The 23,352-nt window shown below is 51.7% G+C and carries 18 protein-coding genes; 11 read left to right on the forward strand and 7 right to left on the reverse strand.

The genetic code is table 11. The annotated features are described in order from the left end of the window. Positions 1-4 precede the first annotated feature (4 nt). Entirely contained in the window at positions 5-448 is a 444-nt protein-coding gene (locus DS731_RS16835; RefSeq protein WP_119502423.1) for a MarR family winged helix-turn-helix transcriptional regulator, read from the reverse strand. 144 nt (positions 449-592) lie between these two features. On the opposite strand from DS731_RS16835, the gene DS731_RS16840 reads away from it, so the two are divergent. From DS731_RS16840 to DS731_RS16875, 8 genes are read left to right on the forward strand one after another with little or no spacing between them, the layout of a single operon-like run. After that, positions 593-1,102, forward strand: coding sequence for a TRAP transporter small permease (locus tag DS731_RS16840; protein WP_119502424.1), 510 nt, complete (start codon positions 593-595; stop codon positions 1,100-1,102). Further along, positions 1,092-2,396, forward strand: coding sequence for a TRAP transporter large permease (locus DS731_RS16845; RefSeq protein ID WP_119502425.1), 1,305 nt, complete (start codon positions 1,092-1,094; stop codon positions 2,394-2,396). Before DS731_RS16840 ends, DS731_RS16845 begins: the two co-directional genes overlap by 11 nt. Positions 2,397-2,398: 2 nt before the next feature. Then, entirely contained in the window at positions 2,399-3,433 is a 1,035-nt protein-coding gene (gene dctP / locus DS731_RS16850; protein ID WP_119502426.1) for a TRAP transporter substrate-binding protein DctP, read from the forward strand. Then, positions 3,430-4,596: a CaiB/BaiF CoA transferase family protein gene (locus DS731_RS16855; RefSeq protein ID WP_119502427.1), complete on the forward strand. Its 1,167-nt coding sequence runs from the start codon at positions 3,430-3,432 to the stop codon at positions 4,594-4,596. Before dctP ends, DS731_RS16855 begins: the two co-directional genes overlap by 4 nt. Before the next feature lie 10 nt (positions 4,597-4,606). Continuing rightward, positions 4,607-5,680, forward strand: coding sequence for a CoA transferase (locus DS731_RS16860; RefSeq protein ID WP_119502428.1), 1,074 nt, complete (start codon positions 4,607-4,609; stop codon positions 5,678-5,680). After that, positions 5,677-6,849, forward strand: coding sequence for a CaiB/BaiF CoA transferase family protein (locus tag DS731_RS16865; protein WP_119502429.1), 1,173 nt, complete (start codon positions 5,677-5,679; stop codon positions 6,847-6,849). The genes DS731_RS16860 and DS731_RS16865 overlap by 4 nt, the downstream gene beginning before the upstream one ends. After that, a complete protein-coding gene (locus DS731_RS16870) occupies positions 6,846-8,099 on the forward strand; it encodes a CaiB/BaiF CoA transferase family protein (RefSeq protein WP_119502430.1) in 1,254 nt (417 codons plus the stop codon). The genes DS731_RS16865 and DS731_RS16870 overlap by 4 nt, the downstream gene beginning before the upstream one ends. Further along, positions 8,099-10,531 (forward strand): 2-hydroxyacyl-CoA dehydratase family protein, encoded by a 2,433-nt coding sequence (locus tag DS731_RS16875; protein ID WP_119502431.1) that lies wholly within the window; start codon positions 8,099-8,101, stop codon positions 10,529-10,531. Before DS731_RS16870 ends, DS731_RS16875 begins: the two co-directional genes overlap by 1 nt. A 55-nt stretch (positions 10,532-10,586) precedes the next feature. On the opposite strand, the gene DS731_RS16880 is transcribed toward DS731_RS16875, so the two are convergent. The 3 genes from DS731_RS16880 to DS731_RS16890 all read right to left on the reverse strand — a co-directional run bounded on the left by DS731_RS16880 (position 10,587) and on the right by DS731_RS16890 (position 16,410). Continuing rightward, a complete protein-coding gene (locus DS731_RS16880) occupies positions 10,587-12,287 on the reverse strand; it encodes a carboxylesterase/lipase family protein (RefSeq protein ID WP_119502432.1) in 1,701 nt (566 codons plus the stop codon). A 3-nt stretch (positions 12,288-12,290) separates the two neighbouring features. Beyond that, entirely contained in the window at positions 12,291-13,391 is a 1,101-nt protein-coding gene (locus DS731_RS16885; RefSeq protein WP_119502433.1) for an alpha/beta hydrolase fold domain-containing protein, read from the reverse strand. Between the two features lie 151 nt (positions 13,392-13,542). After that, the gene (locus tag DS731_RS16890) at positions 13,543-16,410 is read right to left on the reverse strand and encodes a TonB-dependent receptor domain-containing protein (RefSeq protein ID WP_119502434.1); all 2,868 of its coding nucleotides are present in this window, start codon (positions 16,408-16,410) and stop codon (positions 13,543-13,545) included. Positions 16,411-16,860: 450 nt separating this feature from the next. Between DS731_RS16890 and DS731_RS16895 the strand changes: the two genes are divergently transcribed. Continuing rightward, on the forward strand, positions 16,861-17,703 hold the full coding sequence (locus DS731_RS16895; RefSeq protein ID WP_119502435.1) for a shikimate dehydrogenase family protein: 843 nt from the start codon (positions 16,861-16,863) through the stop codon (positions 17,701-17,703). Positions 17,704-17,904: 201 nt separating this feature from the next. Beyond that, positions 17,905-18,321 carry a Dabb family protein gene (locus DS731_RS16900; RefSeq protein ID WP_119503470.1) on the forward strand — a complete coding sequence of 139 codons (417 nt, stop codon included), beginning with the start codon at positions 17,905-17,907 and terminating at the stop codon, positions 18,319-18,321. A gap of 27 nt (positions 18,322-18,348) precedes the next feature. Here DS731_RS16900 and aroQ read toward each other — a convergent pair whose 3' ends face one another. The 3 genes from aroQ to DS731_RS16915 all read right to left on the reverse strand — a co-directional run bounded on the left by aroQ (position 18,349) and on the right by DS731_RS16915 (position 21,191). Beyond that, the gene (gene aroQ / locus DS731_RS16905; RefSeq protein WP_119502436.1) at positions 18,349-18,777 is read right to left on the reverse strand and encodes a type II 3-dehydroquinate dehydratase; all 429 of its coding nucleotides are present in this window, start codon (positions 18,775-18,777) and stop codon (positions 18,349-18,351) included. Between the two features lie 62 nt (positions 18,778-18,839). Beyond that, a complete protein-coding gene (locus DS731_RS16910) occupies positions 18,840-20,174 on the reverse strand; it encodes an MFS transporter (protein WP_119502437.1) in 1,335 nt (444 codons plus the stop codon). 111 nt (positions 20,175-20,285) lie between these two features. Then, a complete protein-coding gene (locus DS731_RS16915) occupies positions 20,286-21,191 on the reverse strand; it encodes a LysR family transcriptional regulator (RefSeq protein WP_070124774.1) in 906 nt (301 codons plus the stop codon). A gap of 145 nt (positions 21,192-21,336) precedes the next feature. Here DS731_RS16915 and DS731_RS16920 point away from each other — a divergent pair, with 145 nt between their 5' ends. Continuing rightward, positions 21,337-23,223: a bifunctional sugar phosphate isomerase/epimerase/4-hydroxyphenylpyruvate dioxygenase family protein gene (locus DS731_RS16920; protein WP_119502438.1), complete on the forward strand. Its 1,887-nt coding sequence runs from the start codon at positions 21,337-21,339 to the stop codon at positions 23,221-23,223. The last annotated feature ends 129 nt before the right edge of the window (positions 23,224-23,352 follow it).

The raw sequence follows: 23,352 nt of genomic DNA on the forward strand, positions 1-23,352 counted from the left end.
CCAGCTATAACACCTCGTACATTCTGTCGAGTAATGCTTTCAGTAAACTAAGCTCACTGGGGCTCAGTTGCTTCAGTGCTGCCGATTCAGTTTTCGCCATAATTTCATACAGTTCATTTAGAAAAACCTGACCTTCATCCGTCACAAACAATGCATGTCTTCTACGGTCAGTTTTGGATTTTTCCCGTTTCGCCAAGCCCCGCTTCTCAAGCTCATCAATCACCTGAACAAATGTAGATTTATCGAGACCTACAGCTGCTGAAAGCTCATTTTGAGATATACCCGGATTGGATGAAATTAAAGACAATGAACTGAACAATCCGGAACGTAACTTATATTTCCGGGTAGCTGCAGCAAAGTCTTTTGACAGCAGGTTCTGAACACGCCGTAACCGGAAGCCAATGAACTCTCCCAACCGCCCCATTTCTATTTCTTTCTGATTGACCACGCTTTCTTTTCCCTCTAACTTATTGAAGAACAATTTATTAACATAATAGTTGATAAACCAAACTATTTAATTTATAAATTATCCAACTGGCGTAACTTTGATACTGTCGATGTTAGCATTTTTTATTCTCCGGAGAACCAACCGATGAAGTCAGCGCAGGAAAGGCATGCAGGGCCAAGGGTACTCTCCCCCGTCAGCTCCGTGATAGAAAAGATATTTGTACTGACAGGCTCAACCGGCCTCATTGTTATGATGTTTGCAGATACCATTGCTGTGGCAGGGCGACATATTGGTTTGCCCTTTTTAGGTGCCATTGAAATTGTACAGGCAGCCATTGTATTAATGGCAACCGGTGCGCTTGTCATGGCCACCATGAATAACGAACACGCCACTATCAAAATTCTGACCAGCAGACTGTCTTCGCCTGGTCAGCAACTTGCTGCACGTTTTTCCGCTCTGGTTTGTTTCTTATTTCTGGCGCTACTGGCCGTTGCCGGATTATGGATAGCCATTGAAACAATAGGCGAGTCTGAACGTTCAGAACTGTTGCATATTCCTTATTTCTGGTTACGTCTTATTGGCTTTACCGGCATTTGTGTAGCTTCAGCCTGTTTTCTGAAACAAGTCTTTAAAGGTCGCCATCATGAGTCCTGAGTTAACAGGTCTCCTTGGCCTGATATGTCTGTTCGTCGCCCTGACGGTGGGGATCCCCATTGGGGTGAGTCTGGGTATTGTCGGCTTTGGCGGATTGATGCTGTTACTGTCACCTGAAGCGGCAGTCATTAAAACTGGTGTCATTTTCTTCGAAGTCATATCTAAATACGAACTCGGCGTTCTCCCCCTGTTTCTGCTGCTGGCACATTTGTGTTTCAGCGCCGGAGCAAGCAGGGATTTCTTCGATGTCGCCGCAAGATTCATGGGGCACAGACGGGGTGGACTGGCTGTCGCATCCATTGCTGGCTGCGCCGGTTTCGGAGCGGTCAGCGGTTCAAGCCTGGCAACGGTTGCTACCGTTGGTTCAGCAGCCATGCCCGAAATGCGAAAAGCCGGATACCAGAATCAGCTTGCCACCGGTTCACTGGCTGCCGGCGGCACACTGGGCGCGCTGATCCCGCCATCAGGCGCCCTGATCGTGTTTGGCATTATTGCCGAGCAATCCATCGGCACTCTGTTCGCCGCTGCGATTATTCCGGGCATCACCCAGGCTATATTTTACATCGCAACGGTCATGATCCTTTGCACCCTGAATCCGTCATTGGGTCCACGAAGCCCAAGAGTGAGCTGGCCACACAGAATTGCTGGTCTGAAAAAAATCAGTGATATCGCTGTGCTCATCCTGTTTGTTATCGGCGGCATGATGATAGGTTTATTCACGCCATCGGAAGCCGCCTCGGTGGGCGTGGCGCTCACACTGGTGATGTGTTACTTCCGGGGCGTGCTGTCTCTGAGCCTGTTCAAAGAAGCCCTGCGTAAAACACTACTGACCTCGGGGATGATTTATCTCATTATCATTGGTGCGATTATTTTTGGCACGTTTATCAGTGTAACGGGCCTCGCCACCATGCTTGCCGAAGTCATCCGTTCAGTGGATGCCAGTCCGGTTGTCGCCATTATAGTCATGGCAATCATCCTGCTGGCTCTGGGGTCCTTTCTGGATGGTCTGGCGTTAATGCTCCTGACCACGCCTATATTTTTACCCATTATTCTTGAACTGGGTTACAGCCCCATCTGGTTTGGTATTTTCCTGGTCAGGGCGATGGAAACCGGTTTTATATTACCGCCACTGGGCCTGAACGCCTATGTGTTACAGGGGATAGTGAAAGATATCCCGATAACCACCATTTTCCGCGGTATCGTACCTTTTCTGGTTGCTGACGTCTGCCACCTCAGCCTGATCATCGCGTTGCCCGCACTGGCACTGTGGCTTCCATCGGTCACGGGGGTCTGAACATGAAGTACCTCCTTGTTTTCGTTTTGCTGCCACTTTGTTTTGCCTGCTCTGATGCACACAAGACTGATGTTCGCACACTGACTTACGCCAGCCCGTATCCTCCCGGTCACCCGTTCAGTCAGGCCGATATTGCATGGATGGAAAGCATTGAAGAAGCCTCGGAAGGAAGAATTGTTTTTGATGCCTTCTGGTCAGGTTCTTTGTTGTCGTCAGATATGAGCATGCTGGAGATCAGGCATGGCGTAGCGGATATCGGCCTGATTACACCGATTTATGCCAGAGGCGGTACCCATGTGCTGCGCACTCAGGCCGGCTTCTACGGCGGGATCAACAGCATAGATGACCAGGTCGCACTGTTTAAATGCCTGGCAGCGTCATTTCCGTCTTTCAGACATGAACTTGAAGGGTTAAAAGTGCTGGCGATTCAGGGGGGTAACTTTCCTGCTGTGATAACCAGGCACACACCGCTGAACAGTCTTGAAGACTTTAAGGGATTACGTCTGCGGGTTCAAAGTGAAGCGGTAGCCTTACTAAAAGAGCTTGGCGCTGATCCGGTCAATATGCCGATGGGAGAAGTTTACCCGGCACTGGCCAAAGGCATCATCGACGGCGTTGTAGCACCTGCTGACACCATCCATAGCATGCATTTTTCTGAAGTGGCAGAGCACATCACACTGGTGAAGTTTAGCCGGGGCGCTTATCCCGCCAGAGCCATGTCTGAAAAAGTCTGGCAAAGCCTGCCCGCAGACATACAGCGCATATTTGATGACGCGCAGGCTACGTGGGAGCAAAACCTGAAAGAACGCCTGCAGGAAGCGGAAAAGCGGGGACTGGATTTCGGGCGTGAAAACCAGATGACCTTCCACTCGTTCAGCCAGCAACAGCAATTCGACCAGCTATACAACCAGATGGCCCGGAAGGAGGCCGCTGGACTGAATGAATTTAATGTCGATGGTGAAGCCATTTTTCAAAAGGCTCAGGACCTTATTCAGGCCGAGTCGCCAATTCAATGTAATTCAGGAGCACCGCAATGACGTTACCTTTAAGAGATATAAAAATTGCTGATTTTTCCTGGGTGGGCGCTGGCCCGAGAGCCACGAAAGATCTGGCTGACCTGGGCGCGGAAGTGATCAAAATTGAGTCACGAAAAAGACTCGATTTAGGACGGATGAGCCCCCCGTTTGCCGGCGGCAAAAGAGATATCGATGCCTCGGCCTTCTTTGCCATTACCAATACCAGTAAACAGAGTGTTGCCATTAATCTTGCCGAACCGGCCGGGGTAGACTTGGCCAAAAAGCTGGTAGCCCGTGCCGACGTGGTTGTTGAAAATTTCAGTGCCGGATTCATGGAGCGGATTGGCCTGTCCTTTGAAGAACTTAAAGCTATTAAGCCGGATATTATTTTAATCAGCGTCAGTGTTGCCGGGCGTACCGGCCCGCTGGGTAAGATAAGAGGATACGGTAATTCTGCAGCGGCACTTTCAGGGCTGGCAAGTATGTCGGGCTGGCCAGACCGCGATCCACACATGCCTCCTTTTGCCTACGGTGATGTAGTTGCCCCGATGTTCGCAACCGTAGCGACACTGGCAGCACTGGAACACAAACGTAAAACCGGACGCGGTCAGCACATTGATATCAGTCAGGTTGAGCCGCTAATCCATACTCTGGCAGACAGCTTCGCCGCCATTCAAAAAGGTGAACCGGTAAAGCAGGCCAATGCTTCATCGTCAGCACTGCTTCAGGATGTATTTGCCTGTCGCGGCAAAGATCAATATGTGGCGGTTACCCTTTCTACGCAACAGCAACTGCTTGCTGCTGCAGGTCTGCTGGATATTGCGCAGACGAAAGACGTGTCCCCCGAAACAGTGAAAGACGCGCTGTCCTGCTACTGTCAAACCGCTGACAAACATGCCGTGGCTAAACGTTTAAAACAGGCAGGAATTGCCGCAGAAGCCGTTGCGGACGGCCGCGATGTCTATACCGACGAGGCCTTACAACACGGACACTACCGCTGGATCACACACAGCAAACTTGGATTATGTGATATGCCCGCGCCGCCTTTGCGCTTCTCTGTGTCCTCTGACTGCGTAACCGCTCCACCCTGCCTGGGTGAACATTTGCAGGACGTGTTTGTTTCCATGCTGGGAGAAGACCCGGCGCATATCAGTAAGCTGGTTGATGCCGGCATACTGGCATAAGGAGTGTGTCATGTTATCTCATGTCAAAATCATTGATCTTACTTCTCACCTTGGTGCTTTCAGTGGTCGCATGCTGGCGGAACTGGGCGCTACAGTGATTAAAGCGGAACCTGAGTCCGGCGATCCGCTCAGAGAAAATCCGGAGGCATTCACTGCATGGAATCACGGTAAACGCTCGGTTGTTGCCCCGCCTTACACATCTGCATTTTCTGCACTGATGGCAGAGGCTGACATTGTTATCCGTACCACAGGCATTCCCCATCGGTATTTGCAGGACCTCAGGCCGAATATCATTGATGTGGTTATCAGTGGGTTTATGCCCGGTAGCGAAACCCTCTCAGAGCCGGTTTCAGATTTCACACTGATGGCCCGTAGCGGCCTGATGACCATTGTCGGCGATCCGGACCGCCCGCCCCTGACATTGCCCGGCGAGCAGGCATATGCACTGGGCGCGATTCAGGCGGTAACCGGCGCACTGACAGCGTTGCATGAACGGGCTCTGACCGGCAAAGGTCAGTTAGTCGAAGTATCGGCTTTTCAGTCAGCCGTGTTGGCCAACTATCGTGAACCACTCACCTGGGCGTGGACCGGAAAAACAGGTAACCGCACCGGTAACCTTCTGGTTCGGGGTAAATCCGGTGTCAGGCAGGTATGGGCGTGTAAAGACGGCTTCGTTACCTGGGCACTGGTAGATAATCCGGCAATGATGAAAAGCTTTATCCGCGTCATGGGCGAGCATGCCGGCGAGCTGTCTGAAATCCGCTGGGAAGAGATTCTGGTTGCCGACATGCCACAGGCACAACTGGAAAACTGGGAAGCCCACATTGCCGGCTTTTTTATGCAGCATGATAAAGCTACGCTGGCCGCCTGGTCTGCTGAAAACGGGCTTGGTCTGTCGCAAATCGATACGCCCGATGACTGCTTAACCAGTAGTCAGCATGCCGCCCGCGAACTCTGGGTTGATATTAACGATGTTAAATACCCGGGGCCCCTCTGGGCGTCATCGGAAAGCACAACGCCACCGGTAAGACGGGCTCCCGCACTGGACGAAGGTCGTCAGGCGTTTCTGGGAGGCCGCATATGACCACGCCATTGAACGGCATTCGTGTAGTGGACTTCAGTAAATTCCTGCCCGGACCGTATTGCACCTGGATGCTGGCGGATCTTGGCGCAGAGGTCATCCGGATCGAAAATCCCCGGGAAGTAGCGAAACAAAAGAAGGTATTTGGCTGGGATAAATTAACTGATGATGAAAATGCTCAGTTAAGAGCTAAAGACATCCTCACCCGAGGCAAGCAGTCTGTTCTGCTGAATCCAGGTACCGCTTCAGCGAAAGAGGCCATCTTCAAATTAATTAAACAAGCGGACGTACTGGTCGAGGATTACCGTCCGGGTGTGATGGAATCCATGGGTTATGGCTACGATGCGCTAAAAGCCATTAACCCGAAACTCATATACTGCTCTGTCACCTTATGCGGACAAACCGGGCCTTATGCGAATAAGCCCGGGCATGATCCCATTGCCCTAGCCACAGCCGGTGCACTTTCAAGAATGGGCGGAAACGCAACAGCACCGGATTTTCCCGGCGTACCTGTGGCAGATCTGCTCAGCGGTTCCAACGCAGTCATTGGCGTACTGGCAGCATTGCTGGCAAGGCAGACTACCGGAAAAGGCCAGCAGGTAGATATTGCCATGAGCGACGCGTCTTTAGCGCTCATCATCAATGTGCTCTCCCGCGCGCCGGATCTGAACACCCTGCCCGCCAAAGGCATGCACCGGGCAGACAGCGGCATCTGGCGGACGGCAGATGATAAGTGGCTTGTCACGACCGACATGGAACCCCGCTACTGGAAACAATTCTGCGAAGCTATTGGCTTACAGGCTCTGGCAGATGAACAAATGAATAAAGCACGGTGGCCTGACATGAAAGCCGAAATTGCCAGCGTGATGGCCACCAGGACTCAGGCGCAGTGGTGCCGCATTTTCGAACAGGCCGGCACCCAGTTTTCGCCGGTACTGACCATCCCTGAAGCACTTGAAAATGAACACAACCTCGCAAGGGAAATGATTATCAACCAGTCAGCACCCGACGGTACGCCGGTTATTCACATAGGTGCGCCGGTAAAGCTGTCTGATACGCCGGCAAAGCCGGGCTTTCCCGGCCGCACTGCCGGTTCAGACACGCAACAGATTTTGAGGTCGCTGGGCTACAGCAAAAGCGACACCGACCAGATTATAAAGGAACAATTATGACAACCAGCACTGCACTGAAAGCGCGTCCTCTGGAAGGCTTACGCGTAATTGATTTAACCCGCGCTCTGGCAGGTCCGTACGCTACGCTACTGCTTGCAGGACTTGGCGCAGAAGTGATCAAAATTGAAGATCCCAAACATGGCGACCTCGCCCGTGAGAATAGCCCCTATGTGGGGAAGAACGGCGTTGTCATTGAAAAGCATCACGATGATGATGTATCGGTATCTCACCTTACCCGAGCACGGGGTAAATACGGCATTTCGCTGGATTTAAAGAAACCCGGTGCACAGGATGTATTTCTGGATCTGGTGAAAACCGCCGATATCGTGGTCGAGAACTTCACCTCCGGCACGGCAGACCGTCTTGGCGTTGGCTACGAAGCCTCTAAAGCAGTAAATCCCGGGGTGATTTACTGCTCGCTGAGCGGGTTTGGCGCCACCACCAAAGAGGGCGGTAAGGCCATGGATATTATTATTCAGGCCTTAAGTGGCGCTATGTACGCCAGTGGTGCTGTGAACGAACCGCCGGTACGCATTGGTATTCCCATTGCCGATATGCTGGCACCGGTGTTCTCGGTTATAGGTATTCTTTCAGCCCTTGAGCAACGACATAAAACCGGTGAAGGTCAACACATCGATGTATCTATGCTGGGTGCCCTTACCTCGTTTGTTGCCATTGAAAACTGGGCAGCCATGGAAGCGGCGGGCATGCAGGCCCGCACCGGCCTCACCGTTCAGCGACTGTCACCTTTTGGAGTATTTGAATGTGAGGATGGCTATATTGCACTGGTAGCCGTGCATGAAAAGCTGGCCCGCGGACTGTTCCGTGCCATGGAAAATGAAAAGCTGGGTGAAGACCCCCGCTACTGTAACCGTGATGCCAGAGTGGCCAATGCCAATACACTGGAAGCACTTATTACCGCATGGACATCACAATTGCCGGTAAGTGAAGTGGTCAGCAGGCTTGAGGCGCAGGGCGTGCCAGTTGCACCGGTACGCCATCCGGAAGAAGCCATGAATGATCCTCGTGTTGCTTCGCGCAACGAGACCAATCCTGTTGCCCACCCCAAATACGGCACGGTAGATAATTTCCACACCGCCGGTATTCCTATTCTGTTCTCCGGTGCCAGCACAGGCTTTGATGATGTGTTGCCGGTGCATATTGGTGAGCACAATGAAAAAGTACTGTCTGAAATGCTGGGCTATTCGCAGGAGCAAATGCAGTCTCTGATGGAAACAGGAGTGATTTAATGGCTAATTTGCAGGGCTTCCCGTTTGCCATCACTCCGGCATACGCCAGTGATGTTGCAAAACGCTATGTCAGCGAAGGCAGGAAGGTTATACGCGTGCTGGGTAGTGATGCTCCCTACGAACTGATCCGCGCTGCGGGCTTATGTCCGGTACGATTAGTTTCAGATGATAATTTGCCAACCCCCGATGCCGATGCACTGGTGGGCACGGCGAACATGTCGCAAAGTGGCCGGTCGTTATTGCAGCAAATATTTGATGACAAAGATGCCCTGCCGCTGCTGCTCACCCACAGCGATTATGAGACACCGCAGCTGTTTGCCACCTTGCGTCAGCTTTTTAACGATGAAGAGCTGCCGGCAAGACACATCCATTTCTATGATCATCTTCATCAGATGCGCGAAAGCTCTGCGAGATATAACCTCACGCGGGCTGCACAGCTACACACCTGGCTTGCAGATATGTCGGCAATTTCAGGTAACAAAGCTTCCGCAGAAGAGCTGACATTTGATATTGAGATTCAGGAGCGGCAGCGAACGCTGCTCGGTGAGCTGTTAAAAAAGCGCAACGATTTTAAACCCCGGATCAGTGGAAGCCAGTTCCACCATTGTGTTGCAGCCACCATGGTTTATACACCGCACGAGTGGTGTGAACGGGCGGCGTCATTACTGGCAGAGATTGAATCAGGCCGTGCAGCAGAACTGTCGGATAAAACTAAAAAGCGCATCATTATCGCCGGTTTACCCCAACTCAATGACCGGTGCTACCGCGAACTTGAAGCGACCGGCATTCATATTGTCGGAGACTGGCAGGATTGGGGCGACAAACGTGTTGCCGGACCAGTGGTGTCGGATGACTGGCAAAATGTGATTGCAGACCCCGCACGGGCCTGCCCGGACTATCTTATTCCTGCCCTCACCCGGGCGCAGTATATTGCCGGCCAGATTTCTGCGGTGAAAGCCAGAGGTGTGATTTATCTCACAGCGAAAGGTGATGAAGCATCCCAATGGGATGCCGGATTTATCAGCGGTTACTTATCTCAACACGGCATTGATACCGGTATCTGGGAGACTGGCAGCCCCTTTCCTGGCACTCTTGTATTATTTGCCGGTAAACATCAAAGCCGGGCAGTGTCAGCCGGGGAGGTTGCGACAAAAGCAATGTCCTCCCCCAGGAAACCCCGCCCTAAACCTGAACGAAGTAAAAAAGCACTGGCATCAGTGGCTGATTTTGGCACGTATCAGCGGGAATGGTTTCAGTCTGTCAGATCAAGCGCTGAAGAGGGTGCACAATTTGGCGTGGTGAATGCGAATTCTCCTCAGGAAATGCTCAGAGCCATGGGTTTGCCGTTTGTGGTGAATCAGTGGTGGGCGTCCATCGTGGCAGCCAAGCAACAGTCGAAACGGTACACATCTTTACTGAAAGCGAATAAGTATCCCGGCAATGTGGAAGCCTACAGTGCGCAGGGTATTGCCGCGTACTTTGACAAAGACCCGGAGCAGGCTCCCTGGGGAGGTCTGCCACAACCACAGTTTCTGCAGACTGTTCTTGGCAGTGACGCCACACCCAGAATTTTTGATCACTGGGCACGGGAGACCGGCGCCAATCTGTTTATGTTTGAGCGCACGGTGGAATGCCGGAATGACTTATATGAAGACTGGTGGAATAAGCTCCCGAATGACTGGAAAACGGAACTGGAACCGGAAAGGGTCGCGTTGCTGACGTCTGAGCTGAAAGACGCTATCGCGGCTCTGGAAGCGCATACCGGTGAGACCTTCGACATGCAGGCGTTTACCCGCATTATGACGCTGGTTAACGAACAGGAAGAGTACTACCGCAAAACCCGAGATCTGCTTGCCAGTACCTGTCCTGTGCCGGTAAGTGTGGTTGATACGATGCCCGCAACCATGGTGCCCCAGTGGCACCGGGGCACAGAATGGGCCCGTGATGCCGCCAAAGCATTTTACGAAGAAGTGAAAGCAAAAGTGGAACAGGGAGAATCTGTTTGCAGTAATGAAAAACTGCGGCTTATGTGGGTAGGCAGAGGCTTGTGGAGCAATATGCAGTTCTATCAGCGCTGGCAGGAAAGTCATGGTGCCGTGTTTGTATGGAGCATGTATCTTGCGCTGGCGGCAGACGGATATATTCGCGAGTTCTCCGGTGAAGATGATGCGCTGGAAGCACTGGCCGCCCGGTTTGTGACCATGGGCGACGAACTGAGAATGCCCACCTGGGCCGGCGCCTGGCACGTAAAAGAAGCCCGCACTCACCACATTAACGGTGCGGTGGCGTTATCTGATGCCGATCCTTTCGTATTGCGCGCGCTTCGCAAAGCCGGGATCCCGGTATTATCGTTGCCGCTGGATAACTTCGACAGCAATCACGGCCCAGATAGTTTTGACGATGAGATCAGTGCCTTTCTGGCCTCACTCTGAACCTGTTTTAATCAGGAGCAAAAAAACAGCGGCATCTGCCGCTGTTTCTTTCTAATCAGTCTCTCGCTCTCGCCCCTTCTTTTGTTGGTGCCGGCGGCGTCATCAATACCGGATTGTCTGCATAGAACGTCATGTCCTCAGCATTCGGCCAGGGCACGGTTTGGGAAATACTGTCCCCACTGCCCCACATCACCACGTCCGGCGAATCCGGAGTGAAAGGTGTCCAGCTTTTTCCATCAGGCAAGGCTGGCGTACCGGTGCGTGCAAATGAAACGATAGCCTGCTGCATGGCGTTGCTCAGCTCACGGTCGAAAGCCGTATAGGTGCGGGTTGCCCGGTAGATATTCAGGGCATCCAGCGTACCCAGCCAGTAAGGCACATCAGCGGTGTGATACACACCGGCCATCTTCGGGTCGTGATCGGCAAAGGTGATGCCTGCGGTATACGGATGCACGTGTGCAAACACATAAGGGAATACCGGCGATGTCAGATTTTCCGTTTGTGCCTGTGACCAACGCCACATACTCAACCCCAGCGTGCTATCTCTGGCCATATCTTTACCGGCACGAATTGCCTCAGCATCCGTGTTGACTGTAAAGCGGCTAAGCAATTCATCCGCCTTACCGGGATAAAGCTGATTCACCAGCGCGGCCAATTCAGCTTTCGATTTCACGCTGCCCAGCGGACTGAAACCTTCATCGCGGGTAAATCCAATCATTGCGGGTATATCGCTGCCTGCTTTATCTGCAAATAACATTGCAGGCTGGGCAGGCAGCACATAGCCGTCGACAACCGGCCCGGCCTTGAAGCTGCCGGAACATCCCAACTGACAATCCCGCTGTGCTTTTAATATCTGATCCGCAGAGATGTGCCTCAGTGCATTGATGTTTTCGGCTTTGAAATATGACTGAATGGCCACCCCGGTTTGCTCAGCGTCCCGGCGGGACGTCATGGGAAACATAAACGCCGAACCGCTCATCCCCACTACTTTGCTGATTAAACCTTTGCCAAGAGGGCTCACCTGCAGATAAGACACAGACGCTGAACCGGCGGACTGACCGGCAATAGTCACGTTCTCCGGATCACCACCAAACTGTCGGATATTCTGTTTTACCCAGCGCAGTGCAGCAAGCTGATCCATCAAACCGTAATTGCCCGATGCGCCGTCAGGCGACTGTGCGGTTAACTCAGGATGCGCCATAAATCCTAAGATCCCCAAGCGATAGGCAATACTGATGGTGATCACGCCTTTTTCTGCCAGCGGCTCGCCGCCATAAATGGCCATGGAAGGCGAACCGATGGTAAAGCCTCCGCCGTGGATCCATACCACCACAGGCAAACCGTCGCCGGCCTTCGCCGCTTCAGGCGCCCAGATATTCATGTACAAACAATCTTCACTGGTGGCTTCGTGGCTGAAGTAGTGATTAATATTGCTGTTACGCAACGGCTGAATGCACTGGGGTGCCATACGGTCGGCATGAAACAATCCCTGCCAGTTGACCGGCTGCGGTGCTTTCCAGCGCAGTTCTCTGAGCGGTGCCTGCGCGTAAGGCACACCAAACCAGGCCTGTATGCCTGAGGGCAGTACTTTACCCTGCAGTTTTCCGCTTTGCGTTGTAATGATGTCTGTGGCCTTTTGTACAGCAGGCACTTCTGCCAATGCTGCACCGCTTACCATGACAGCGGCCAGCGCCAGCCGCCCCACCCGGGAGAGAGCCCGGCCGGCGATCTGTGTTAACGGGAGAATTAAAAACATACCCTACTGCCCCAGATGCTTATCGAAGAAATCTGCAGCTATGCCATACCCTTCCTGAGATTCAGGAAAATCCGGATTGGTCATAAAACCGTGGTACAAACCATCATAAATAAGCAAATCGCTTTCTACACCGGTAGCGAGTAATTTGCGGTGGCTGTATGCCGCGCCGCTCATAAGAAAATCCCGGGTACCGGTAAAAAACAGTACCGGCGGAAATTGAGCCAGCTTAGTTGCGTCGTTCAGCGGGGCTGCAATGAATTGCGTGGTATCCACACCATCAAAGTAAGACATTCCGCTACGTGGGGCAGGCGCAGTAACCGGCTTCATATCCGCTTCGATATTGGTAATGCTCAGCTTACCGGTAAACACCGAATCGCCCGACGGCGTCATGCCTAATCCGGCGCAATACACGCCCAATGCGCCAGGAACAGCCCGTCCGGCGTCAATTAACATAGCTGTGGTTTGCGACACTAGCATGCCACCGGCAGAACATCCCACCATACCAATATTCTCAGGCGGCACTTCTTTGGACACCACATCCCAGACTTTCAGTAAGTCTTCACTGGCAGCAGGAAAACGGTGTTCCGGACCCTGCCGGTACAGAATAGATATCACCTTCACTTTCATTTGTGCCGCAACAGGAATACTGATCAGTAAACCGTTGGCTCTCACGCCGGTGCGAAAGCCTCCGCCCGGTCCGTTCAGAATAAGCCGGTTTGCATTCTTCTCAGACACGCCACCTTTCGGCGTAATAATAGCGGCAGAAATACCGTTAATGGTGGTTTCCTCAATGTCTACGGGAAACACCGACTTCATATGATCCACATAGGGTTGCAGATTGTTGTTGTACACTTTCCGGATTTCTTTGATATCGGTGATATCAGACGGCAGCGGCATGGGAGCCCCCGGCCCTTCGGTTGCGCCGCTGCGTTTCAGTACAGCCTGGCCACCTTCACTTAAGGCATCAGGTAGCGGAACAGAAGCGTTATGGATAGTAATAGTGCCTGATGTATCTAATTGCGTTGTCATCTCTGCGGCTTTTGCAGGTACTACGGTAGACAGAGCAAGCAGTACAGCTAAATGACGAATAACAGAAACTTTCATTTCGTTCTCCTTGTTATGAAAAAACACTACCGGAGAAGACACCGCTTCTGCCGGTAGTGGCACATCTGCGAGAACAACAATCCCAACCTCGCATAAAACAAAACCTGAAAAGCAAAAAGGCAGCGCTGATTAAACGCTGCCTTTTTCAGGGTCAGAAAGACATGGTGGCACCGACAAAGTAAGAACGGCCAACGATGTCGTAGCTCTCGTTATCAGTGATACCGGGCGTTCCGGCCACCACCAGCGGATCTTTATCGAACAGATTGCTGATACCGCCACGCAGATTGATACTGTCGGTGAGACGATAGCGTCCTACCAAATCAAACTTGTTGTAGCTTGGTACACCCGGTACCGTACTGGCGGTATTCGTCAGCGTGCTGCGGTCATCCATGCTGTCGGTGAATCGCCAGCGCAGAGTCAGGCTCATGGCATCTTTTTCATAACCGAAGCTGCTTTGCGCCCGCAGTTTAGGACGTGGTGTTGTCATAAACCCGATGGTACCCGCTTCATCCACACCTTCATCGCCCGGCAATGTCACCACTTCATAGGAATTCACATAGGTGATAACCGAGTGCACAGAGAAGTCACCGGCACCGGTAGACAATTTATAGTTCACCTGGAAGTCCATACCGTCAGTTGCCAGCTGACCAAGATTGAAGTAAGGCGTTCGTACCAGTTCCAGATAGCCGTCCTGATCCCGCGACAGCAACTGACAGTAAGCATTGTCTGTGGAATAAGTCGGGTTTGAGCCATCCAGGTTGTGGCATTTATTGATAGCTGTGAGCCCCGGTACTGCAGAAATCACATCTTCAATTTCGATGGAGTAATAGTCTGCGGACAGCACTAGTGTCTGATTTGAACCAAACTCTGTATTCCATACCGCGCCCAGGGTGTAGGTATCAGCGGTTTCCGGTTGCAGTTCAATGTTGCCCGAGCTCAACGTTGCCGTGGCTGTAGTCGGAAACAGATAGTTGTCTACGGTTTCAACCGGGATCCCCATGGCAACACACAGACCACGAAGCTCGCCGCTACTGTCTGCTGCGCGCGCAGCGGTGCGCACATCGCAAGGCTCACCACCGGAAGGTGGGTTACCAAACGTGACCTGGCTGCCGGTGGCGGCACTGAAAAGTTCGTTGATATTCGGCGCACGGATAGCACGCTGATAACCACCACGTACCATAATTTCATCCGTGGCATGCCACAGACCATCCAGCTTGTAGGCATTAACGGTACCTGAGTACTCGTAGTCAGACATACGGTAGGCCGTACCGATTTCAAACGAGTCTGTTACCGGAATGATAAACTCTGCTGCCAGCTCGGTCACATCGGAAGAACCGGCAGATGGCTGTGCCGCGATGACCGCCTGTACATCCTGTTCGGCCAGTGCCTTATCAGGACTGAAATAATACTCATCGTTGCGGTAGTTCGCCGATGCCGAGAACATCACGTCGCCGGCAGGCAGTTCAAATAAGCTACCCTGTATCACAACGTCAAAGGCGGTACGCTGTAATTCTTCAGTGCTGTGAGTATCACCACTAATGTATGACTGACAAGCGTCCGACATACTCAGCACATTTGCCAGGCCGAAGGGGTTATACCCACCGGCACAAATACTGTCGCCACCGTCAGCAGCGTTAAACAGGGTTTGTACACGGGAAAGAAACACGGCATTGTGCTGTACCTGGTTGTGACGGGAGTTATCCCATGACACCCAGGCATCAAACGTCCAGTCGCGGAATCCGGTATCCCCTTCAAGGCCCACAATGTATTGTTGAGTCACGTAGTTTTCATCCCAGCTTTTTGCCGGTGTCATCACGTAACGGGCATTGTAAGAAAACGGTGCCGCCGGGTCGGCACGGGATGCCAGTAACGTGGATAAATCGTCAGGAATAAACGGGTTAGTGACAGGAATCGTTGGCGTACCGAATTGGGTCAGTGTGCCACCTGAGTTGGTCACTGCCGTATGGTCAGTAAACAATGCCTGCGCATAACCGGTAACGGCAGGAGAAAACTCGTAATCGAAGCGGGCAAACAAGTTTTTACGATCGGTTTGCGGGCGCAACATGCCCTGAATTTGTACCGGCATACGCACGTTGCCATTGACAATGCGGTAGTCGCTCTCGTCGCTGCCCATGTAATTCACAGCGCCGGTCTTACTGAACAGCGAACCGTCATCATTAAAACCCAGGTTATTGTTATTAGGCACAGAACCATAGCCGTATCCGGCAAACATGGCATCCACCACGGCCTGGTCAGGCAGATTGGTGGCAGAAGGGACAAAGGTACCTGTGCCGATATATGAAGAAGGGATCCCCAGCTGGAAGAAATCAAAGCGATCTTTGCCGTACAGTGCATCCTGACGGGCAGAGCTGACAGAGATAAACAGGCTGCTCTTCTCTGTGACTGCACCGGCAGTTACCGAGGCATTGTAACTGGCATAGTCATTTTCCATGGAGTTGCCGTACTGCACATCCACGTTCAAGCCTTCAACACCCCGTTGCGTGACAAAATTCACAACACCTGAAACCGCGTCAGAACCGTACACCGCCGAAGCACCACCGGTGATCACTTCCACATCGCGCACAACAGAAGTTGGTAACACGTTGGTATCTACCACACCGGACGAGCTTGAAATAGGCAAACGGCGTCCATCCAGCAGAATAAGGTTACGGGTTGCGCCCAGACCACGTAAGTCCAGCAGCGCACGGCCGCCGGTCCCCTGGCCACCTGACGAATCGCGGGTGAACTGGGGCATTTCATTCATGGTGGCTTCAACATTCACCTGACCGGTATCTTCAATAAATTGCTCACCCACCGTCATAATCGGGCTTGGCGCACTTTCATCCCGGCGGGCTATACGGGAGCCGGTTACAACAATTTGTTCTACATCGGCAGATTGTTCTGCCTCATTGTCCTGTGCAGTAGCAACAGCGGGGCACATGGCCAGCATTACGGCTGATGCCAGAAATTTGCGGTTAAACCGGGTGACAGGCTGTTTTGTGTTATTTGTTTTTTTCACGGGTCTCTCTCCTGTTAAGAGATTGAGTGTTAACAGTAATGCGTGTGCAACGACCTGTTGACGACGACGAAGTAATTATTCAGGTGCTGTTACAAATTTAAAATTACCAATAGATAACCAAGGCATAACATTTTGTTAACCTTGTAAAGAACTTTCAGTTAATTCAAAACGTTGAGATCAGTGAAATAGCAGTTCAAAGACAGTGACAAAGAAAAACAGGAAGGTCAGAATGAGGAAATAAATGCTTATAAATCATAATCAAAAAACACCATATCATTCTCAAACTTAGACTTATGGCTAACAGCCCACGGTTCAGCCGCTCCCGGGCAATTAACCCATTGTTATAGTCATCACAACTTTAGATAATTTACAGAAGCCCGCAAAACGTAATTTAATAACAAAATCATAACAAGTTCAGTTTGTAACCAGCGTTACAGGATTGGTGAAACAATGACATCGAAGTTGGCATTAATGGGCGCACACATCAGCCGCTCAAAAATGGGAAAGTTGCAGGCGTATCTGGCGCAGCAAAATGGTCTCAGTATTGATTACGGTTTAATTGATGGCGAAATATTGCCTGATTTTAATCCTGAGGACTGTGTAAAACGTCTGATCGCTGAAGGCTACCACGGCATCAATGTGACCCACCCTTATAAGCAATCAGTGTATCCACTAGTAAAAAGCCCGCTGGCGGAGGGTCATGAAAAAATTGGCTCTTACAACACCCTGAGGTTCACAGAAGATGGCATCCTGGGGGCCAACACCGACTACAGCGGATTTAAGCAAGGCTATCTGTACCGCCGTGGCGACAAATCTCCGGGCAAAGTACTGGTTTGCGGTGCAGGCGGGGTGGGCAGAGCCATTATGTTTGCGCTTGCAGAACTTGGGGCAGATCATCTTTATATCAGTGATATTAATACCGTAGCCGCGCAGGCCATGGCTGATTTGCTGGTTAAGCACGGACATTCCGCCAGTGCGGTAACGCCGGATGAAGTTAAGGTGTTACAGAACAAGGTAGATGGTCTGGTGAACTGCACGGCGCTGGGCATGTACGGTAAGCCCGGTACACCGTTTGATTTAACCGCCCTGTCCTGCCCTGAATGGGCCTTTGATGCCGTGTATGTGCCATTGAAAACAGACTTCATCAAGGCGTGTGAAACCGCAGGCTTACAGTGTGTATCCGGTTTCGATTTATGGATTTTTCAGGGGATTGATGCGTACAACCTGTTCTTCGATGCCAGCGTAGCCGCCACACCAGCCCTCATTGACGAAGCATTAAGCTGGCTGGATTAGATTACCCCTGTCAGTCCCTTTCAAGCCGGTCTCTGCGCCGGCTTATTAATGAAGCGCTCATCCCCCTCTTCAAGCGTGCATCTTCCGTCTGTCCCGGTAAACCTGCCTTCTGACTGCTTTGTGTTCACAGGATGATTGCATGGCATGGTTGCCGCCTTTACACTCAATGACACTTTGCCTGAAAATTTACAAGGATTAACAATGACGGACTCTACCCGCAGACAATTTATGACCACCGCCGGCGCACTGGCTGCCGCCGCGGCCCTGCCCGCTTCTGCGCAGGCTGCATCATCAGACTGCTCACTGGATGCGCCTGTACTTCACATGGTGTATTTCTGGCTGGCAAATCCTGACTCAGCGGAAGATAAAGCGAAACTGATTAAAGGTCTGAAATCTCTTCAGGCAATTCCTCAGGTTCAGGCGCTGCACGTAGGTGTACCGGCCTCTACTCTGAAGCGGGATGTTATCGACAATAGTTTTCACGTGTCTGAATTGATGATGTTCAACTCTGTGGAAGATCAGGACGCGTATCAAACCCATCCTGTGCATCTGAAGTTCGTAGAAGAATGTGAGCACCTGTGGGAACGTGTTGTGGTGCGTGACTCCCTGTCAGCCTGATTTAAGCCGGTACGCAGCCGGCATCACTCATGCTGACGCTACCGCAGCATCCACTGCCAGGCGGTAACCCGCAGCCCCGAAACCGGCAATCACTCCGGTAGCCACATCAGATAAATAAGTGTGGTGACGGAAAGGTTCTCTGGCGTGGATATTAGTGAGGTGCACTTCGGTGAAGGGCACTTCGCAGCTCAGCAACGCATCCCGCAGCGCAATACTGGTATGCCCTAACGCTCCCGGGTTAATTATAATTCGCTGATATTGTTGTCTGGCAGCGTGAATAGTATCTATCAGTTTACCTTCACAATTCGACTGAAAATGTGACAGTGCCACGCCTTTCTCTTCTGCGTAAACAGTCAGCTCCGACACAATATCCTGCAGTGTGGCATTGCCATATTTTTCCGGCTCCCGCATACCTAACATATTCAGGTTGGGGCCGTTAAGCAGCAATATTTTCATAAGTTTCTCCTGTAGAAGACGCCGGAACACGAGTGCTCCGGCAACAGAAATGTCCGGTTTCGTCAGTTTGCGAAATCGCTGTCTTTGATCAGCAGTGTCAGCAACCCGGCCAGCACAACAGGAATAGTGAACACAATAAAGGTGGTAGAAAGTCCGGCACCGGATTGCAATAAGTAACCACCGGCGAAGGGCCCGATCACCGCACCGGCGCGCCCTGCCCCTACAGCCCAGCCCACACCGGTGGCCCGGATCTCAGTGGGATAGAGTCTGGCCGACGTTGGCCAGAAGCCGTTGAAGCCACCATTCAGTGTGACCCCGAGGATATAAGCAGTGAGCAGAATCATTGATACGCCCATAGAGACATTGCCGAATACCATCAGGGTGACGGCAGCCAGCACGAAGAATGTGAATATCATTTTCTGTAAGCCGAACCGTACGGAAATCCAGCCGAGCAAAATGCTGCCGGTGAAGGATCCCAGATTATAAGCGGCTCCGGCAAAAATACCCTGTTCCAGCGGCAAACCGGCATCCACGGCAATTTTAGGGATCCAGCTGATAATGAAATACAGTGTGAAGAAACCGAAGAACACGCCACCCCACAGCAATAAAGTGGGTCTGGCCCGCCCGTCAGTAAACAGCTTTTTCACCGATGTGCGTGCACTGTCTGCCGGCGCAGCAGGCAAAGTGACAAGGGGAGCCGCCTTGAGTTTCACCAGAATACGGTTGATGTTATCAAGCGCATTGCCCGGCTGACGTTTAAGCAGAAATTCCGGCGACTCAGGCATAAAGAAATACACCACCGGCACCATCAGCAAAGTGACAACACCCGAAATTTCAAACATTACCCGCCAGCCAAATTCAGGGATCAACCAGGCTGAGGCGAATCCTGTTGCCACCGCACCAATGGGATAGCCCGCCTGCAGAAAGGATACACAAAGATTCCGCCGTTCACGGGTGGCAAATTCACTGGTCATGGTAGCCATACTTGCCAGTATCGCGCCTACTCCAAGCCCGGTCACTACTCTGGCTGCCACCAGCTGGTGCAAAGACTGTGACCAGCCGGAAAACAACATGCCGGCACCAATAGTGGTCACGGCAAACAGAATCATCTTACGCCGGCCAATTACATCAGCATAAGGGGCAATGAATAAACATCCGAGGGTCATACCAATAAGGGCGGCACTGAACACGGCACCAAGTACAGCGGGCTCAATACTCCACTCCTGTGCCAGCACCGGCGCGGTGTAAGACATTAACACCACGTCCATGCCATCAATCATATTCAGGGTAAAACAAATCATGACAACAAGAATTTGAAGAGGCGCCATTTTGTTATTTTCGAGCACGCCGCGAAGATGCGTCACACTTTGCTCATAATCATTCGTAACTACAGACATAAGGACCGATTCCCAAATGTTTATTTTTGATTAATATTTCGTTAAACCGTGTTGATATCCTAAGTATTCAGCTCAGAGTTACAATTACTCTGACGTCGGTACACTATAACTTTAAGTTAACAGGCTGGTGTGGATCTCCGCGAGCTTGCTCTGCGCCGTCTCAAAACAATTGCGTAAGTGGTTAGACATAGACACTTCATTATGGCGAACAAAGTATATGGATTGCCTGACATCACCCAAGGGCACAGATACCAGGCCGGGATACCGTCCCGGAATAGCGGTATATTCCAGCGCAACGGTTAATCCCAGACGCTGCTCAGCCATGGCACAGGCATCGTCCGCATAGCGCACCATCACCGCGGTCTGTGGCTCTTTGCCAATTTCTTCAAAGCCATCGCGGATTGCCTGACCTAACAGGGTTTCAGGGAAATAATTGACGATGGGATGGCCGGCGATATCTTCAAATGTAAGCTGTTCGCGGGATGCCAGCGGATGATCTTCCGGCAGCACCACCTGCAGACGCAGATGGGTGGAAGGGTCGGCCTGAACCAGCGGATGGCTGACTTCCCCGAGAGCGATAGCAAAGTCAATGCGCCGCTGACTTACATATTCAGCCATGGCCTCGTTGGGCAGGGTCTCCAGTTTAAGCATGACATCCGGCATGACTTTTTTAATTTCAGCAAACAGCCAGGGGGCGACCACATTGGACAGGCTGGGCGTGCAGCCTATGTGAAATTGCAGATTATCCCCGCGGATAATACGTCCGATGGTATCCTCCAGCCCTTCAATACGCTGGTAGATTGGTTCGACTTCACGAAACAGTTCCAGCCCTTCCGGTGTGGGGATCAATCGCCCTTTACTTCGCTCGAACAGGGCTATGCCCATCTTGTATTCCATGTACTTAAGCAACCGGCTGATACCGGGTTGAGACACATTCAATATTTCCGCAGCACCGCTGATTGTCTTGGCAATCATCACAGCTCTGAATACTTCTAACTGACGAAAATTCAAATTCACTTCGTCACTCCTTACAGGTTACTTAAGCGACACAGATTAACATGAAGTTATACGGTACGGACAAGCAGATCTTTTACAAGCGCGAAAACCATTTTTAACATGAATGCTGAAAAATTGTCTCTGTCTATGAAGTGCCGGATTATTTATGAAACACTCTATCGCCTCAGTATGCCTGTCAGGTAACCTGAAACAGAAAATTGAAGCTGCTGCCGCTGCCGGATTCCGCGGCATCGAAATTTTTGAAAACGATTTGCTGCTGTACGATGCTTCTCCGGCCGTTGTCCGGCGAATAGCAGAAGACAACAATATCGATATTATTGCGCTGCAGCCTTTCAGGGATTTTGAGTGCATGCCCCGCCAGAACATGAAGAAAAACTACGACCGGGCGGAAAGAAAATTCGATACCATGGCAGAGTTAAACACCGACACGTTGCTGATTTGCTCAAACGTGTCGCCGGCCTGTGTTGATAACCCTGCACTGGCCGCAGAACAATTTAACCGTCTGGCCAACAGTGCCGCTTCCCGTGGCATCAGATTAGGCTACGAAGCGTTGGCCTGGGGCCGTTACACCGCCGATTTCACCGCGGCCTGGGATATTGTGAAACAGGCTGATCACCCTAACCTGGGCATTATTCTCGACAGTTTTCATATTTTTGCGCGGGGTCGTGACCTGTCTGCCATCGCAGAAATCCCCGGCGATAAAATCACGCTTGTGCAAATTGCCGATGCGCCCTGGCTCAAACTGGATGTACTGCAATGGAGCCGGCACTTCCGTTGCTTCCCGGGACAAGGCCAGTTTCCGGTGGTGGAGTTTATGCAGGAAGTGGCTAAGACCGGCTACGACGGCTATGTTTCTCATGAAATTTTTAACGATGAATTCCGCTCTACGCCCACCCAGGACACGGCGCTCGACGGCAAGCGTTCTTTGCTCTGGCTGGAAAATGAAATGGCCGGACGGGCACCGGATATCGTAGCGCCGGAGATAGCCGAAAAGGCCATCGCGCCACCTCAGGCTTCAGTGACTGATGTGGAGTTCATTGAATTTGCCACTGCCGGCAGTGCGCGGGACACCTTTTTAGAGTTGATCAGCGCGCTGGGTTTCCAGCAAACCCACCAGCATAAAAGCAAGGATGTTGCCCTGTTCCGCTGCCAGAATGTGAACTTCATCCTGAATCAGGAGCCGGACAGCTTTGCCCAGAACCACTTTCTGGTTCACGGCACTTCTGTGTGCGCCGTGGGATACCGCACAGACAATGCGCAGAATATGGTGTCACGGGCCAGCTACTTTAAATACCCCCGTTTTGAAACCGAAGCACGGCCGCAGGAAATGCAGATCCCGGGCATCCGGGGCATGAACGGCGAGCTGGTGTACTTTGTGGAATCCCCCGACAAACACCGCCGTTTCTACGACGTTGATTTTATGCCGCTGGAAACCAGCGCCCCGCCCTGCCAGGCCCCTATGCGGGTTGACCATATCACCAGTGGTATTTCTGAGTCAGAATTTTTATCTACATCGCTGTTTTACCGCGTACTGTTTGGCCTGAATGTTGATCAACCACAGGATCTTATCGACCCCTACGGCCTGATTGTCAGCCGCACAGCGACCAGCCAGAATAAGAAGATCCGCCTGCCCTTTAATATGTCGCGCAGCGGTAACTCTTCAACAGAACAATTCCGCCGCAGACACGGCGGCTCCGGCGTGCAGCACATCGCTATTCATTGTGATGACATACTCAGTTACACAGAGCATGTGGATCAGAAGTACATTCTGGATATTCCGGAAAACTACTACGATGATCTTGAGGCACGTTTCGACTTAACGCCGGAACTGTCACAAAAAATGCGTCAGTACAATTTGCTGTATGACGAAAGTCCCACAGGTTATTTCCTGCATTGCTACACCATTGACGTTAACGGATTATTTTTTGAAATTGTCCAGCGTCATCAGTATGGCAACTATGGCGAAGCCAATGCCCATGTGCGTATTGCCGCCCAGACCCGTGCCAGAATGAAACAGGCCGCACCGGAATGAGTAACGCATAACAGCTGTAAAGGGGCTGCCATCAGGCGACCCCTTTTTCATTTAACATAGCCATATTTCCGCACCTGAACTTGCTGACGCAATTTGCTGTAACATAGCGTTTATGACTTTCAAACCGGA

The sequence above is a fragment of the Alteromonas sp. RKMC-009 genome, assembly GCF_003584565.2.
GTDB lineage: Bacteria > Pseudomonadota > Gammaproteobacteria > Enterobacterales > Alteromonadaceae > Alteromonas.